Source organism: Streptococcus parasanguinis, assembly GCF_001069785.1.
In the GTDB taxonomy this organism is placed as follows: Bacteria; Bacillota; Bacilli; order Lactobacillales; family Streptococcaceae; genus Streptococcus; species Streptococcus parasanguinis_T.
This window is the reverse complement of the sequence record NZ_JVSR01000067.1, coordinates 1-16,678: the sequence shown is the minus strand read 5'-3', so window position 1 is coordinate 16,678 and position 16,678 is coordinate 1. Positions and strand designations below refer to the sequence as shown.

General features: G+C 45.1%; 12 protein-coding genes. 2 read left to right on the top strand and 10 right to left on the bottom strand.

The genetic code is table 11. The features are described from left to right. Position 1: 1 nt before the first annotated feature. The 3 genes from ADG03_RS05490 to miaA are packed head-to-tail and all read right to left on the bottom strand — an operon-like array spanning position 2 to position 2,742. Entirely contained in the window at positions 2-631 is a 630-nt protein-coding gene (locus ADG03_RS05490; RefSeq protein WP_049472331.1) for a cystathionine beta-lyase, read from the bottom strand. Beyond that, positions 615-1,862, bottom strand: coding sequence for a GTPase HflX (gene hflX, locus ADG03_RS05485; protein WP_024055701.1), 1,248 nt, complete (start codon positions 1,860-1,862; stop codon positions 615-617). The genes ADG03_RS05490 and hflX overlap by 17 nt, the downstream gene beginning before the upstream one ends. Next, a complete protein-coding gene (miaA, locus tag ADG03_RS05480) occupies positions 1,855-2,742 on the bottom strand; it encodes a tRNA (adenosine(37)-N6)-dimethylallyltransferase MiaA (protein ID WP_049472332.1) in 888 nt (295 codons plus the stop codon). Before miaA ends, hflX begins: the two co-directional genes overlap by 8 nt. 83 nt (positions 2,743-2,825) lie before the next feature. Between miaA and ADG03_RS11080 the strand changes: the two genes are divergently transcribed. Further along, on the top strand, positions 2,826-2,996 hold the full coding sequence (locus ADG03_RS11080) for a DUF3042 family protein (protein ID WP_003002781.1): 171 nt from the start codon (positions 2,826-2,828) through the stop codon (positions 2,994-2,996). Positions 2,997-3,468: 472 nt separating this feature from the next. On the opposite strand, the gene ADG03_RS05475 is transcribed toward ADG03_RS11080, so the two are convergent. The 3 genes from ADG03_RS05475 to rexB are packed head-to-tail and all read right to left on the bottom strand — an operon-like array spanning position 3,469 to position 10,718. Then, positions 3,469-3,786, bottom strand: coding sequence for a DUF4298 domain-containing protein (locus ADG03_RS05475; protein WP_049472335.1), 318 nt, complete (start codon positions 3,784-3,786; stop codon positions 3,469-3,471). Between the two features lie 3 nt (positions 3,787-3,789). Beyond that, positions 3,790-7,455 carry a helicase-exonuclease AddAB subunit AddA gene (addA, locus tag ADG03_RS05470; RefSeq protein WP_049472336.1) on the bottom strand — a complete coding sequence of 1,222 codons (3,666 nt, stop codon included), beginning with the start codon at positions 7,453-7,455 and terminating at the stop codon, positions 3,790-3,792. After that, complete coding sequence (gene rexB, locus ADG03_RS05465) at positions 7,452-10,718, bottom strand: ATP-dependent nuclease subunit B (RefSeq protein ID WP_049472338.1); 3,267 nt, start codon at positions 10,716-10,718, stop codon at positions 7,452-7,454. Before rexB ends, addA begins: the two co-directional genes overlap by 4 nt. A gap of 159 nt (positions 10,719-10,877) precedes the next feature. Between rexB and ADG03_RS05460 the strand changes: the two genes are divergently transcribed. Then, positions 10,878-11,360, top strand: a complete 483-nt coding sequence (locus ADG03_RS05460; RefSeq protein ID WP_014713578.1) for a glutathione peroxidase — start codon at positions 10,878-10,880, stop codon at positions 11,358-11,360. Positions 11,361-11,469: 109 nt separating this feature from the next. Here ADG03_RS05460 and ADG03_RS11755 read toward each other — a convergent pair whose 3' ends face one another. The 4 genes from ADG03_RS11755 to ADG03_RS05445 form a co-directional block, all read right to left on the bottom strand. Continuing rightward, the gene (locus ADG03_RS11755; protein ID WP_192832135.1) at positions 11,470-11,631 is read right to left on the bottom strand and encodes a hypothetical protein; all 162 of its coding nucleotides are present in this window, start codon (positions 11,629-11,631) and stop codon (positions 11,470-11,472) included. A 36-nt stretch (positions 11,632-11,667) separates the two neighbouring features. Next, entirely contained in the window at positions 11,668-12,441 is a 774-nt protein-coding gene (locus tag ADG03_RS05455; RefSeq protein WP_049472339.1) for a hypothetical protein, read from the bottom strand. Between the two features lie 376 nt (positions 12,442-12,817). After that, positions 12,818-14,686 (bottom strand): ABC transporter ATP-binding protein, encoded by a 1,869-nt coding sequence (locus ADG03_RS05450; RefSeq protein ID WP_049472341.1) that lies wholly within the window; start codon positions 14,684-14,686, stop codon positions 12,818-12,820. After that, entirely contained in the window at positions 14,676-16,421 is a 1,746-nt protein-coding gene (locus ADG03_RS05445; protein WP_049472343.1) for an ABC transporter ATP-binding protein, read from the bottom strand. The genes ADG03_RS05450 and ADG03_RS05445 overlap by 11 nt, the downstream gene beginning before the upstream one ends. Between the last annotated feature and the right edge of the window lie 257 nt (positions 16,422-16,678).

Sequence of the window (16,678 nt, the reverse complement as noted above, 5' to 3'; positions counted from 1 at the left end):
TCTACTTTCTATCTATATAAATCATGGCCGTCCGGTTCTCTGAACGGAAAGAAAGGTTGCCTGGGTAGGCTTGCGCTAGCTCGAGGAGCTCTTCTTGGTTATAACCCGACAGTTTCAAGCGTCCATCCTCCAAGGTCATCAAGTCAGTCAGAGCTGAGAGGGCTTCTGTTTTAGTGACCCCTTCTGGTTTAGCCTCTTGCAAGCAGATCTTGCCATCTTTTTCAAAGACCAAACAATGTGGAAAGATCTCTGCAATTTCGAATAAAATGGCGGGAGTGATAGCCTCTGCTGGATGTTCAGCAAAGACACAGGCTAGCTCTTCATTTACGTAAGCCAAGCCATAAGACTTACCCGACAAGTTGAGGCGAATAAAGGGCTTTCGTTCATCAAAGGTTTGCTGAACTGTGAATAAGTCAAATGCCCTGCTCAGGTCCAAGAAATAATCCATTGCCTCCTTGGGGCTCTTCTTTTGGTAGAGCTCTGCAAAATAGGCGTTGATCACACTTGGGGGAGGCGTAATCACACGGAGACGCAATTCCTCAGGGATCGTGCTTAAAAGATTGGTCAGATAGACCCGATCGAGGCTGGTATAGCCTCCATATTTTATTGCTAAATCAACGTAATCCGTCATAAAATTCTTCCAACTTCCACTTATTTTTCTCTGCGATATAGCCTTGAATGACCTCGACATCCTCTTCAAATTCGCGCTGGTCAATGATCGCAACCATTTCTAAATCATGTGTCCGATAAGATTTTGAAAAAGGAACCCGAATGGTAAAGGGAACAAAGAGTTCTCTCAGTTTTTCTAGAAGCAAAGCCTGGAGATCTTCACGGGCTGTCTCAGAGCGCGCTGAAATCAAGCTAAAAGGTGTCTGGGTTGGTGTAAAGTCTGCTACTTTATCTGCTTTGTTGTAAAGCGTCAAGCGAGGGATCTCCAGCATATCCAGGTCCTTCATGATCGAAAGTACCGTCTTTTCATGCTCTTCATGATTGGGATCAGACGCATCGATGACATGGACCAGGAGGTCCACATTCTTACTTTCTTCCAAGGTCGACTTAAAGCTCGATACTAGTTCTGTTGGTAGATCTTGGATAAAGCCAACCGTATCGGTCAGCGTCACTTGCAGATTGCCTGTTAAATGGATGCTCTTGGTTGTTGCGTCCAAGGTCGCAAAGAGTTCGTCGGCTTCATACTGGCTCTTACTGGTCAGCTGATTCATAATGGTCGACTTTCCTGCATTGGTATAGCCGATCAAACCAATCTTGAAAACAGGTGATTCCAAACGTTTTTCACGAAGGGTTTCCCGGTTCTTTTCAACTGCCTTGAGCTGGCGCTCGATATCGGTGATTTGATTGCGAACGCTCCGGCGGTTCAACTCCAACTGACTTTCCCCTGGTCCACGAGAACCAATTCCCCCAGCTTGACGGCTGAGCATGATCCCTTGACCGACAAGACGTGGCAAGAGGTATTTGAGCTGGGCCAAGTGTACCTGCAACTTCCCTTCATGACTCCTAGCCCGCATGGCAAAGATATCTAAAATCAGCTGCATCCGGTCAATGACCTTGACCCCAAGGATTTCTTCTAAATTGACATTTTGACGAGGGGTTAGGCGGTTATTGACCACTACCGTCGTGATCTCATCTGCTTCGACCATTTGAGCGATTTCTTCGAGTTTTCCTGAGCCGACAAAGGTCTTAGTATCGTATTTCTCCCGCTTTTGTGTATAGGAGCCCCGGACATCTCCACCAGCTGTTTTAGCCAGGCTCGCCAACTCCTCCATTGACATATCAAAATTGTCCATGCCTTGAAGTTCCACACCGACCAAAAGGATGCGTTCTTGTTTCTTTTCTGTTTCAATCATGCTGTAAAAACTCCTTTACATCTGCAAGAACCTGCTCCTTGAAGTGGGGGGCAGAAATGGCGTAAAATTTTACTTCCATCCGATTTCGAAACCAGGTCAGCTGCCGTTTGGCAAAACGACGCGTATTGCGCTTGAGGATCTCAATGGCTTCCTCAAGGCTCTGCTCTCCCTTAAAGTAAGGAAAGAGTTCCTTGTAACCAATGCCTTTAGCTGCCTGAACTTCCGGATGGTCATCATAGAGCCACCGAGCTTCATCCAGCAAGCCCTCCTCTAGCATGCGATCTACTCGGCGATTGATGCGATCATAGATCAAGGACCGGTCATCATCTAGACAGATGAGATAAGGTTCATAATCGGTTTCTTCGTTTGCGAGGTCCTGCCCAAAATGCGCAATTTCAAGAGCCCGCATGGCCCGACGTCGATTGAGTTGAGGAATCAAAAGTCCTTGCTCCGCCACTCTTTGGTACAAGTCTTCGTCCGACAACAAGTCCAATTGAGCGCGATAGGCCAGAATCTCTTCATGAGGAACTTCACCACCCAGATGATAACCTTCGAGCAGACTTTGGATGTAAAGGCCCGTCCCACCTGCAATGATAGGAAGCTTACCTCGGGCTGTGATCTCTTCAATCGCAGTCTTGGCTTCTCTTACAAAATCAAAAGCTGAGTAAGACTCGGTCACCTCCCGCACATTGATCAAATGATGGGGAGCTGCAGCTTGCTCTTCTGGTGTCGCCTTGGCTGTTCCAATATCCAGCTTGCGATAGACTTGTTGACTATCGCCACTGATAATTTCACCATTGAGGGCTTGCGCCAAATCGATCGCAAGAGCTGTTTTTCCAACAGCAGTCGGTCCCACAATCACAATTATCTTGGTTTTCATCGTTTTTCCTTGCAAAATTCACGTTTTTTCGTTACCATATATTATAACATAAATATTTAAAGTTCAGAAAAGGAGAAATTCTCATGGCTAAAGGATTTGGTAAAGGTTTTGTTACTGGTGTTGCTGGTACAGTTGCTGCTGTCGCAGGTGCAGTTTACACATTCAAGAAGAAAGTAATCGAACCAGAAGAACAAAAAGCAGCTTTCATCGAAGAAAACCGCAAAAAAGCAGCACGTCGCCGTGTCTCACACTAATCATTCAAAAAGCTCCGGAAAACCGGAGCTTTTTTTGCTGAAGAAAAAGTCCATTTTGGAAAATTTTCTCTTATTGGTAGGGTTTGTCACGATATGCTAACACAAGTAATGCTAAAAGAATTAGAATGATATATATTATGTTTATTCAAACATATACTGAAACTTTCCGCCGTGAGAAAAGTGCTAGAAACACTATGGTTTCTAGCACTCGGTAGTTTTGAGAGTAAAACAGTTCGGGGAACTGTTTTAGCCTGAGCCCAGAAATTAAAGAGCGAAGAGGTTCAAAACTAATTGAACACGGACTGCGGATTGTGTCAAAAAGATAAGTTCTCCTAGAATCGAAAGATTCTGCGTCAAACTTCCTATTTTGACTTTATCCGCAGACGTCCGTACTCACCTAAGGAAAGTTTCTATGATGACGTTTGTCTTCAATCTAAAAGCCCCGGGAAACCGGAGCTTTTAGATTGAAATTTCACCGTTCTTTGATCATCTTCGTTGCGATTTCCAAGAGTTCGACTCCCATCTGAAAATGCTCGTCTAATAAATCATAGACGGCATCTTCGGACAAGACACCACAAGGAAGATCTGCTGGAAAGTCAGCTTGATTGGAAAAGTCCAAATCATCAAAATAGGCTTGACTACTATAATAATCCCTCAGTTGGATATAGCTTTCTTGATGCTCTCTTAGCTGATCCACTGCTTTTTTGGTTTCTTCCAAAGTTTTGGCATAGTCATTCAAATAACCTTCCATTCTTTGGATCCGTTCGATGTTTTCCTGTGCAATTGCCATGATTTACTCCACTTTCACCACTTCTAGATGGGGGCCACCTAGAAGCACGAGGTATTTTTCTACTTGCTCTTTGCCATAAGAACGACGAAGAGCTTCTGCATAGAGATCGAGCTGATCCCGGTAGCGTTCGACCAATTGGCTAGGAATCTTGTAGTGATCCGTCTTGTAATCAAAGAGCAGGATCCGGTCTTCTAGCACCAAGTAACCATCCAAGATCCCCCGCACGACAAAGTCCTCACCACTAGCTGGATCTTTCTTCAGCATGGCAAAGGGTGCTTCGCGCCGGACTCGAGAGGCCTCTTTTTGAAGCAAGGTCCCCAAAGGTGTCTCATAGAAAGCAAGGATGGCCTCTAGCTTAATACGGGCTTTGACTGCTGGCTCTGCTTGGACTTGCTCCAAGGCTTGACGCAGTGTATCTAGCGTGATTTCTTCTTCAAGAGGCACGCGCTGCATGAGTTCATGGACAGCACTTCCGACTTGGGCTCCTGTCACGGATTTTTCTTGACCAAAAGTTGGTAGCTCAAAGTCAGGCGTCACACTCTTTGCATCCATGATCTGGACGCCATTGGCATCCATGACCGGCTCGTAGAATTTCTTGATCTGACTAGGGGTACGGACACTTGGTAAATGAATGGCCGGAGCATAGAGCTGATTGAGCCGATCAACATTTTCCAAGATATCCAAGGCCCGACGAATATCCTCTGACTGGCGGACATCCTTGAGCTGATCCAGGCGGGAATCCTTCTCCTTCTCTAGCGGTTCCAGCTGGTCTGCTGTCAGGTCTTCATCTGTCACAAAACGCGTGTCATAGGCCAGAGTATTCTTGGTAAACACATCTTGAATAGCAAAGAGCCAGTCCTGATAAGAGGTCCATTCTTTTCTTTTTTCAGGATCCAATTTGCCATTGCGACTAGTCCCCCAATCGGTATCGCGCAGTTTGTCCTCGCGACCTTTTCCGACCAGATAGAGCTTGAGCTCAGCCCGTGTCATGGCGACATAAAGAAGACGCATCTGCTCAGAAATCGTGGCCAATTTTGTTTCTTCCACATTGCGTTGGTAGCAAGGCGTTTCGATCTGCAGGCGAATGGATTCTGGAGCAGCTGGATTTTCTGTCTCAACCGGCAGGGTCGCAACATATTTAAATCCAATCCCTTTTTGACGACTGAGAATGATTGGCCCCGATTGATCCTTACGGTTAAATGCCTTGTCCATATTGAGAATAAAGACATACTTGAATTCCAGCCCTTTACTCTTATGGACGGTCATGAGCTGGACGGCATCTTTTGGTGCCGCAAGAGGAACACTGGCCAAGTCGTGTTCATTTTCGATCACCTTGTCGATCATGGCAATGAAGCGCGACAAGCCCTTAAAGCTGGCTTTTTCATAATCATTTGCCCGAAGCGTCAAGGCATAGAGGTTGGCCTGGCGCTGGGCGCCATTTGGAAGGGCGCCGACATAGTCATAGTAATAGCGATCCTCATAGATTTTCCACAGCAAATCATAGAGCGAAGAGGTCTTAGCAGCAGTCCGCCAAGTAGATAAAACCTTGAGGAAGTTCTCGATTTTAGCTAGGAGCTTGGCATCAATCAAATTTGCATGCTCTGCAGTCTTTTCAAGGGCTAACTGGACCTTGTGGTAGAAGGCCATTTGCTTTTGTTCTGGAAGGGTCTGCAAGGAAATCCGTGCTAACTCATCTTCATCAAAGTCAAACATGGGTGATTTCATGAGAGCAACCAAGGGATAATCATGCAAGGGATTGTTAATGGTCCGCAAGGTATCCAACATGACCATCACTTCCAGTGACTCAAGATAATGCGCCTGTCCGCTATCTGCCACAATCGGGATCTGGTACTGGTCAAAGGCTTCCAGTATCGCATCATTTCGCGTTCGAGTCGCAGTCAAGAGCGTGATCTCTTTAAAGGGCACTTTTTCCACCCGATGGAGACGTAAAATTTCTTTGATAACCAGGAGAATTTCTCCCTTGGAAACCGTCTCGAGTCCAGAAGCAGCTTCCTCGTCTTCGGTCTTTTCTTCCTGGTCTTGGCTGCCATCATAGAGCAAAAATTCTGCTCGATGTTGTGGCAAGGCTATCCGCTGCTTGTCGCTTCCTGCAACCAGATAATGGGTTTGATTGTAGTCAATCTCGCCCACCTCTTCGTCCATCAAATGGCGAAAGACATCATTGGTCGCGTCCAATACTTCCACATGACTCCGGAAATTTTCCTTGAGGAGGATCAACCGCCCTTTCGCCCCTTCTTCTTGGTAGGCTTTAAATTTATCATTGAAAATCTGTGGATCTGCCTGACGGAAGCGATAAATGGATTGCTTGATATCTCCCACCATGAAGCGATTGTGGCCATTTGACAGTAAGTCCAACATCCGCTCTTGGGTATGGTTGGTATCCTGGTACTCATCGACCATGACCTCATGATAGCGCTCTTGAAAGGCTTGTCTCACCTCTGGGAATTGCTCTAAAATTTGAATGGCAAAGTGACTAATATCCCCAAATTCATAAGCTTTTTCTTGGATTTTTCGCTCCAGATAAGCGCGAGCAAAGTCTTTGATAAAGTCCCGGAGCAAGGAGAGCATGGGGCCTTCCTCTTGGTGGAAGGTTTGTTGAAATTCCAGCTGATAGAGCTGATTTTCCAAGTCTCTGAGGCGATTGATATGTATGGTTTTATCCTGGTTATAAGCCGTGACTAGGTCTTTTAGCTCTTCCTTCCGGGCTCTATTGGTCAAGGCCCCCCCATTTGAAGCCCTGCTAATCGCCACGACCGCCTTTAGGACAGAAGTCAGTTGCTCTTTATTGGTGCGACCTGTCAGGCTTCCAATCTGATCGAGCACCTCTTCTACAGCTTCCAAATACTTTACCTTGCCAAATGCTTGGCCTTCATTGGACAAATGAAAGGCAAAAAAGCTCTCTGCCTCATAAAGGGCCTGCTGGATGCTCTCCATCAGAGTAGCTTCCACCTGGTCAAAATCGGTCTCTTCATAACCTTTTAGGAAATGCTCCTCCAGCCATTTCTCCGGATCGCTGGTCGACTGAAGAAAGTCATAGATCTGGTAGACCTGTTCTTTAAACAAGGTCAAATTTTTGCGCTGCCCCGTGAAATTCTTGACCATCTGCACAAAGGCTTCTTGGTTTTCCCCCTGGTAATAGCGGTCAAAAACAGCTTGAAAGACTTCATTTTGTAAGAGGCGTTGCTCACTAGCGTTTTGTAAAATGCGAAACTGAGGCGCCAACCCAAGCAAATAGCCATAGCGCGTTAGGACCTTTTGGGTAAAAGAGTCCATGGTTCCGATATCGCTGGTGGCGACATCTGCGATTTGACGGGCCAGGTGTTGCTTGAGCTCTGGGTCATCGCTCGCTTGCAGGGCTTTTCCAAGTTCACTTTCCAAACGCTCCTTGAGCTCTCCTGCTGCCTTGACCGTAAAGGTCGAGATAAAGAGCTCCTTAATCGAAATGCCACGCTGCATCTGATCCAGTATCCGCTGCACCATGACAAAGGTCTTTCCTGATCCAGCAGAGGCTGACACCAAGATATTGGTCCCCGAACTATAGATGGCATCGATCTGTTCTGGTGTCCGCTTTTGCTCTTTGGTAGAAGCTGCCTCTTGGGCCTGAAGGGCCTTGATTTCTTCTCTTGTCAAAAATGCTTGTTTGATCATTTGTTCAAGACCTCCTTCATCTTCTCGATCCAAGCGGCTTTCACCTTTTCACCGCGTATTCCTTTTTGGTCTAGTTTGGTCAAGAACCGTGCCTGACCTAGGTGACGATCCGCTTCAAATCCTGTAATGGATTTAAACTGCTCCACAAATGGTGCGATATTGCGCCCATTTTCACTATAGGGATTGATGGCAAATTGCCCCTTGAGAATTCCTTCTGCCGCTGTTTTATAGAGATAAGCGTTGTACAAGAGGAGCAGGTCCAGTTCTTCCTTACTCAGCATCATAGCCTTATTCTTATCATAGGCCTCGCCCAGATAAGGCGCCTGATCTGCCATAAAGAGCCCCTTGTACTGTTGACTTTTCATGGTTTGGTTGATGGCATCCTCTACTGTCTTGGTCTTTTTCAGATCCACTACGGGATCTCCCATTTCCAAATACATAGCTCCGAAAATCCCCTGCTCCTCTTGGTATTCCTTCAAATCCTGAATCGCAGAAAGATAGGTCGGCAATTGAGAATTCAGTCCATTAAAGAACTTGTCATAGTGAAATTGCGTCAGACTGGACTTATAGTCCACGACTCCGAGGGCTCCCCGATCCCTCAATTGATCAATGCGGTCCACCTTGCCTCGTAGCTGCAGGAGACGGCCATCGGACAATGGATAAGAGGTGTGGGTACTTCCACCAAAGAGGGTCTCCTCACCGATGGTCTCGATGCCATTTTGCTGGGCGAGGACACGCCCCGTTGTTTTCGCGGTATCAAGAAGCAAGTTGCGAATAAACTCGGTCTCTCCACTTTCTCCATACAATTGCTGAAACTCTGCTTCTTGGCTGGTCTCTCGAATCGCCTCGTTTAAACGCCGATCAAACGCTTGATCGGAGCCATCTTTTAAGACTCGTTCAAAGATCCGGTGCAAGAAATTCCCATGACTGCGAGCGTCTGGCCGGATCGTTTCATCCTCTTGTAAGCACAAGACATAGCGCAGATAAAAGGCATACTGGTGCTTGTAGTATTCATTCAAGGCAGAAGCGGATAAGGTCAAGGCTTTTCCCTCTGGATAGAGCGCTTGAAGCGTATCCGACTGAAGCTGACGGCTCTTTAATTCCGTTGAAATCTGAGGAATCTGGATGCCTTCAGCGGCTAATTTCTTGCGCAAGACCCGTACCGCCACACCCCAAAAGCTGGCTTCTTCAGGAGACAACTCACTCGTAATTTCTTCTTGATGGAGTTCGATCACGCGCGCTAGGAGGGCCCGGTAGGTCCCGATATCATCACTCGAGGCTTGGGTTTGTTTGGTCGTCCACTCGATGGCAATAGGTTTCTTGGTCAATTCGACAAGGTAAGGAGAGACACTATCTTCCATTTCATTGACCAAGCTAGGGGCCGATAGGACCAGTTGGTTGGTCGCCGCATTGAGGAGCGAAACCGCCACAAAGCGATTCTTCTTGAGATTTTCACTGGTCACCACCTGGAGCTCTGCTCCTTCTTGGGTGGCCTCATTGAGCTGCTGGCGCTCTTCTTCACTGAGTAGAGAGGTGTTCTGAGCAATCTTTGGAAAACGCTCCTGGGTCAGCCCGATCGCGTAGACATAAGGCGCTGTCAAGGGTTCAATCAAGTCATAGGACTGAACGGTCACCACATCAACAGTAGCAGGAACTGTCCGGTATTGAGACAATTGCATCCCCGATAAGAGGAGAGCTAGAAAGTCATCCACTGTCAGCTCTTGGTCCTCAAAGACCACGTTCAACTCCTCTAAGACATGAAGGAAGGCCTTCCAGACCTGGTCATAGCGCTCCTGCTCCTCCAAGGCTAGATCCTTGATCAAAGCTTGTAGATTCTGAGAAAGCTGGGCCTCTTGCAGAAATTCTGTAAAGGTGGTTAAGAGTTGGGTCACCTTTTGTTTGCGCTGTGAAAAGAAAGGAACTAGAGGTTCTACGACGCGTTCCCGGAGGGCATTGAGCTCCTCTAGATTGAACTTACCCTGACGATTGCTAGTAAAAGGCTTGTGAAATTTTGTAGCACCCTTTACTTCCGCAAAGCGAAGGTATTGCTCAAAAGCATCAACTTCTTCTTGCGTCAGATCACTATACAGACCCGTTTTTAACAGATTGATGACGTCTTCCGTCTGATAATTGAACTGCTTGATCCGCCCTAGCGATTCAATGACCTGAATCAAGGGATGGTGGACCATGGCCTCACTTCGTCCCAAGTAAAAGGGAATCTGATACTGGTCAAAAATGGTCTTGAGCTGCAGTTGATAAGCTTCCACATCGCCTAGCAAGACCCGAATATCCCGATAGCGTGCCCCATCATGAAGACGCTGACGGATGGATTTAGCGACATATTCCAACTCTTCTTTTTGTGTATTGGTTTGCCAGAGTTGGACCGCTGTTCGATCGTCCTCTTTGAGCTCATTTTCCACTTGTGAAAAATCATAGCGCGCTTCTAACATGCGGGTAATGCGACTAAAAGAGTCTTCGATCGCTTGCCCACAATACTGAGGCTGTACCTCAAAAGTCTTTGCCAGCTGGAGGAGAAAGTCAACACTGGCTTGGTAAAGATTTCCCTCTCTAAAGCTTGCCCGATAAGCTTTTTCACTGGCATAGACCCCGATGACAATCTCTACTCCTTTTCGGTGAAGGAGACCAATCAATGCCTCTTCTTCTGCAGAAAAACGCGTGAAGCCATCGACGACGATCGCCACATTCTGTAATTGCTCTTCCAGCTGCCCTTCTTCGACCTGATTGAGGAAAAAGGCCATCTTGGACTGGGATTCATACTTGTGCTGTACCAGCATCTCAGAGACCGCTTCAAAAATCGCCAAGAGGTCCTCTCTTTTTTCAGCTTCCTCGAGCAACTCCAAATCGGTAAAATCCATCTGGGCCGTCTGCAATTCATGATAGAGCTGGACTAATTGCTGGATAAACTGAGGATCCTTGCGCAGTGCCCCGTAAACTTTGAGATCCTGCTCCTTCATCTGGGACAGAGCTTTAAAAAATAGCATACCTAGACCGATGTCATCCAAGGGGTGCTCCTCAAAAACCTGATTCAGGATGAAATAACGGGCCATTTGGGCAAAGCGCGTGACGGTAATGGCAAAAGAAGCCTGACCTTCTAAATAGGACAAGACCTTGGCTTCTTTTTCAAAGGAAAGAGAGTTGGGCGCAATGTAAAACACACGCTTGCCCTGTTCTACTAACCCTACGGCTTCTTGTGTCAGGACCTGGGTCAAGGGGGTCCGAACATCCGTATAGAGTAATTTCATCCGATCCGTTCTCCTTTTGGCATTTTCTTGAGAGCTTGTTATTTTCTTATTATATCATTTTCACAGGAGGGACTAAAGCAAGAAGTCATGCTCCTCTTGGCCCCATTTTAGGAGATTTGTGCTACAATAAAAGTTGAAGAGACAGAAAGGATACCACCTATGACCAGCATTTATGATTTTTCTTTAGAAAACCAGAATGGGGAGGAGATTCCCCTTTCCCACTACCAAGGTAAGGTCCTCATCGTTGTCAATACAGCAACAGGCTGTGGCTTGACCCCGCAATACCAAGGACTGCAAGATCTCTACTTGCGCTACCAGGAAAAAGGGCTTGAAATCCTAGACATTCCCTGTAACCAATTCATGGGGCAGGCACCAGGAACTGCAGAAGAAATCAATAGCTTCTGCAGCCTCAACTACCAGACCACCTTCCCACGATTCGCTAAAGCCAAGGTCAATGGCAAAGAAGCCCTTCCTCTCTATGACTGGCTCAAAAGCCAAGCAGCTGGGCCACTGGGCAAACGCATCGAATGGAACTTCGCAAAATTTGTCATCGACCGACAAGGCCAAGTCGCCCAACGCTTCTCCTCCAAAACAGAACCAGCTGCTATGGAAGACTTGATCCAAGAATTGCTTGAAAAATAAGCAAAAAAAGGAAAGAATGATGTTTGAATAAACGACATTCTTTCCTTTTTCTTACTGTATTCATCTATTCAGTCCAAGCTTCAAGAAGGTTGTTTGTTTGACTGAACTTTTAACTGTGTTTTTCTTTATACTTATCGGAATCCTTCGTAAAGAGTTTCTGGGGTAAATCAACCAACCAATCAAAAAGACGGTCGCCTACAAATTGAATAGCTAGAAGAATTGCAGTTGCCACTATAAAGCATAAAATGATGTAATTATCAACATTTGCCATTTTTTAGCCTCCCTATTTTCATACCACTATCATTGTCTATTCATCTTGAGTGTTTTCTGATATCTTAGTTAATAATGCATCTATAATAGCAGGTGAGACTTTTCTCTCTTTTAAAGAATACATCCCCTTAGGCTCAAAATGCATTTGCATATTTAATAATTGTTTCCCATTTAGAAAGATCATACTACTAAAGGAACTTTGTACCGTAGTATCATGCTGACCATAGATAAAACTTCCGTTATCTATCTTTGGATCTATATAAGGAATATAATAGATTGCAGTTCTACTAGAAGCTGATTTTTTCACTGCTGGAAGTTCGTTTTGTTGGTAAAAAGATGAATTTAAATAAGTATCTAATAATTCTTGAGCTTGTCCAGAATTCTGGATATGAAATTTTACTTCCCCTCGATTATACGCACCCAATGTTTCAATACCTGTATGGTCATATACATAAGCTTTGAAATTCAAGCCACCAACTTGTTTGTTATCTTTATCGAAAAATACATATGTAACAGATACGCTTTTTTCGGAATCATCATAATCCCAAACACCTTCATCATTTAGTTTAACACTAGTTACGCCGTATTGCGACATCACTTCTTTCACATCCTTATCGGACAATATTTTCTCAAGATCTTCTGCTGTTGTGAATCTAAGCTTGTCTTCTTCACTATCACTACTAGTTTCAGAGCTCATCGAATCGCTAGTACTAGGGCTACTACTCTTTGAAACAGTCGATTTCGAACAAGCACCTAAGCAAGCCAATACTAAAATACCAACACCTATCATTTTCAGTTTTTTAAGTTCCATTTATTTTCCCTTTTTCATTTATATAAAATCTCTCAATACCTTTTTACAATTGGGATTGAGTGTGGTGCGTAACGACTGTTACCCTATACATTTAAAAACAATAGCCACCTATCTAACACAAGATCAAGCTTGTTGAGATCAAATTTTCCAAAATCTTCCCATTGTTATGTAGAATGTTTTACACAAAAATCGTACACTATCATAAAATTACGCTTTCATTTTACCACCTTGTCTTATCTTTGAAAAGGATTTTTTAGAAAATATTTGGTAAGGCTAAGCCTTCTTACCCTTTATATGTAATAAGGCAGTCATACTTTGTATTTTGGTGATTTTTAATGTTTCAAAAAAGCCTGAGCCAACGCTCAAGCTTTTTGGTTTAATCAATTTCAAGTCCACCGGTGTAGAGGCGATAATAGGTGCCACGTTCTGCCATCAAGGAAGCATGGTTGCCTCGCTCGATGATGCGTCCATGGTCCATGACCATGATGACATCGGAATTGACAATTGTCGACAGACGGTGGGCAATGACAAAGACTGTCCGACCTTCCATCAGGCGGTCCATCCCTTCTTGCACCATCTTCTCTGTCCGTGAGTCGATAGAAGACGTTGCTTCGTCCAGAATCAAAACAGGTGCATTGGCAAGGGCTGCACGGGCAATGGCGATCAATTGCCGTTGACCATTTGAAAGGCCAGCTCCATCATCCGTCAAGACCGTTTCATAGCCCTGATCCAAATGCTTAACAAAGGAATCCACATTGGCAATCCGAGCCGCCTCAAGGATCTCCTCACGCGTTGCATCGGCACGGCCATAAGCGATGTTTTCCGCAATCGTACCAGTGAATAAGTGGGTATCTTGAAGAACGATTCCGAGGGATCGGCGAAGAGAATCTTTCTCGATCAATTTGATATCGATCCCATCATAGGTGATCATTCCAGACTGGATATCATAGAAGCGGTTGATCAAGTTGGTGATGGTTGTCTTCCCTGCACCAGTCGCTCCGACAAAGGCCACTTTTTGACCCTTATCCGCATAGAGATTGATACCTTTTAGGATCTGCTTTTTCCCATCATAGGAGAAATCAACATTATCAAAGACCACATTTCCGACCATCTTGACAAGCTGGTAATCTCCATTTGGACGAGGGTGTTTCCAAGCCCACTTGTTGGTTTTCTGATCGGTTTCAACCATTTCTCCATCGACCAGTTCATAATTGACCAGCGTCACTTTTCCAAGGTCGACTTCTTCTTCTTCATCCAAAAGATCAAAGATACGATCTCCACCAGCCAAGGCCATCAGGACAAAGTTCAATTGTTGAGAGACCTGGGCAATGGGACCCGTGAAGGAGCGGTTCAATTGTAAGAAGGCCATGAGACCACCAATGGTTAAACCACCGATGCCGTTTAGCGCAAAGAGTCCACCGATCAAGGCTGTCAGAACAAAGGAAACATTTCCCAAGTTCCCAAGAATTGGCATGAGGACATTGGCGTAGCGATTGGCTAGATAAGAGGATTCAAAGAGTTGGTCATTGATCCGATCAAAATCTTCAATGCTTTCAGCTTCGTGCACAAAGGCCTTAACCACCTTCTGACCAGTCATCATTTCTTCAATAAAGCCATTTTCAATCCCCAAGTTTTTTTGTTGGGCCCCGAAGTAACGACCTGACTTGCTAGAGACATTCTTCATGACATAGAACATTACGACAAGCATCATAAGGACAATCAAGAACAAGAGCGGACTAACCGTCAGCATGGTAATCGTTACCCCAAGGATGGTAATCGCTGAGGATAGAAGTTGAGGAATGGATTGTTCAATCGCTTGGCGAAGGGCATCAATATCATTGGTATAGATAGACATGATGTCCCCATGTTGGTGGGTATCAAAGTAACGAACGGGCAGTTTTTGCATACGGGCAAACAACTGATTTCGCAGACTTCTAAGCGAGTCTTGAGAAACCGTCGCCATAATCAAGGTAAAGCCATAGTTAGCAAGTACCCCGATCAAACAGATCAAACCAACCCGTGTCAAGAAGGACAAGAGCGGTCCAAAATCATGGCTGTTGGACGTTAACATGGGCTCCACATAGACATCGACCAAAGACTGAATCGAAGCTGTCACATTGACCGTCGCAAGAGACGATAGAACGATCAAGATAGAGGAGATGATCAAGGACAACTTGTAGTTTTTCCAAAGGAAGTCGAGCAGGCGAAGGATTGAGCCTAGATTTGCTTTTTTCTTAGTTTTCATCTGCTTCTCCTTTCCCTTGTGTTTGCATTTCATATACTTCTTGGTAGATGGCATTGGTCGCAAGCAATTCCTCGTGACGACCGATGGCATCAATCTGACCATCATTCATCACGATGATGCGATCCGCATCTTGAATAGAGGAAATCCGTTGACCAATGATGATTTTAGTAGTCTCTTTCAAGCTCCTTGCCAATCCTTGACGGATTAAACTGTCGGTCTTGGTATCGACCGCAGAAGTTGAATCATCCAAGATCAAGATCTTTGGATTCATGAGGAGAGCACGCGCGATACAGAGACGTTGACGTTGGCCACCGGACACATTGGATCCCCCACGCTCAATCATTGTGTCATAGCCCTCTTTGAAATCTTGAATAAATTCATCGGCTTGGGCAATCTTACAGGCTTCGATAATCTCTTCATCCGTCGCATCTTTATTCCCCCAGCGCATATTCTCTTTAATCGTACCAGAGAAAAGGACATTGGTTTGAAGAACCATCGCCACTTGCTTACGAAGGGAATCAAGGTCGTATTCTTTGACATCGTGACCTGCTACTGTCACTCGACCAGACTCAACATCATAGAGACGAGGAATCAACTGCACCAAGCTCGATTTCCCTGATCCTGTTCCTCCCAAGATGCCAATGACTTCCCCTGAACGAATGGAAAGATTAATGCCTTGCAAGACATGGGTCTTGTCCCCATTTTCATCGGTATAGGCAAAAGTCACATCCTCAAAGTTGATCGATCCATCTGCGACTTCTTTAATCCCATTTTCCGGAGAGACAATGGTCGCTTTGGTCGTCAAGACTTCATTGATCCGCTCGACTGAGGCCATGGAAATTGACAACATGACAAAAATCATCATAAACATCATGAGGGACATCAGAATGGTCATGGTGTAGCTAAACATAGAGGTCAAATTCCCAGTAGAGAGTTGGCCACCAACGATCAGATGTGCCCCAATCCAGGAGATCAAAAGGAAGGAAGCATACATGGAAAGCATCATAGCTGGGCTACTCAAGACAACGACACGAATAGCCTTCATAAACATATTATAAATCAAACGTGAAGCCTTCTTGAATTTAACCGTTTCATCTGCTTCCTTAACGTAGGACTTCACCACCCGCATATTAGTGATGTTTTCTTGAATGCTGTTGTTGAGATTGTCATAAGCTTCAAATACTTCTGTAAAGAGCGGATACACAATCTTCATGATGATACTTAAGACAGCCGCCAAAAAGATGGTTACATAAACAAAGATCATGGCCATTTCCGGATTGATCATGAAACAAGCTACAATGGCAAAGATCAAATTGAGCGGTGCCCGCACACAAATCCGGATCACCATTTGATAGGCATTTTGCACATTGGTCACATCCGTCATCATCCGAGTGACTAACCCACCTGATGAGAACTGATCAATATTTTCAAATGAGAAGGTTTGGACTTTTTTGAAAATGGCCCGACGAAGGTTTTTGGCAAAACCAGCGGAAGCATAGGCGCCATAACGGGCAGACTGCATTCCACAAAAGAGGGAGAGGAAGGCACAGACCAGCATGAGCCCACCATAAAACAAAATATTGTTCATGTTTCTTTGTTGAACACCCTGGTCCAATAAACTCGCCATGACAAAGGGAATCGAAATTTCAAACATGACTTCAAAGACCATGAACAAGGAAGCCAATATTGAGGGCTTCTTGAATTCCTTGATCTCGGAAATTAAGGATCGAATCATCATTACCTCCAAAGTTTTTCATACTTTTTTCTGCGGTAGAAGCAAAGCTTTTTCCCACCGAAAAATAGGTCAAAACACACAAAATTCCCTGAGGGAAAGACCCTAGGGATTACGCGTTTTTCATAATCTTCATTGTAACCTAAATTGCAAAAAAATGCAAGATTTTTAGACAGCATCCGTTTTTCTGTTGATCCAGTACAAAAGAGTCTGGGACAAAAGTCCTAGCCTCTCAATTGTCTTTGGATTGTCGAGCAAGA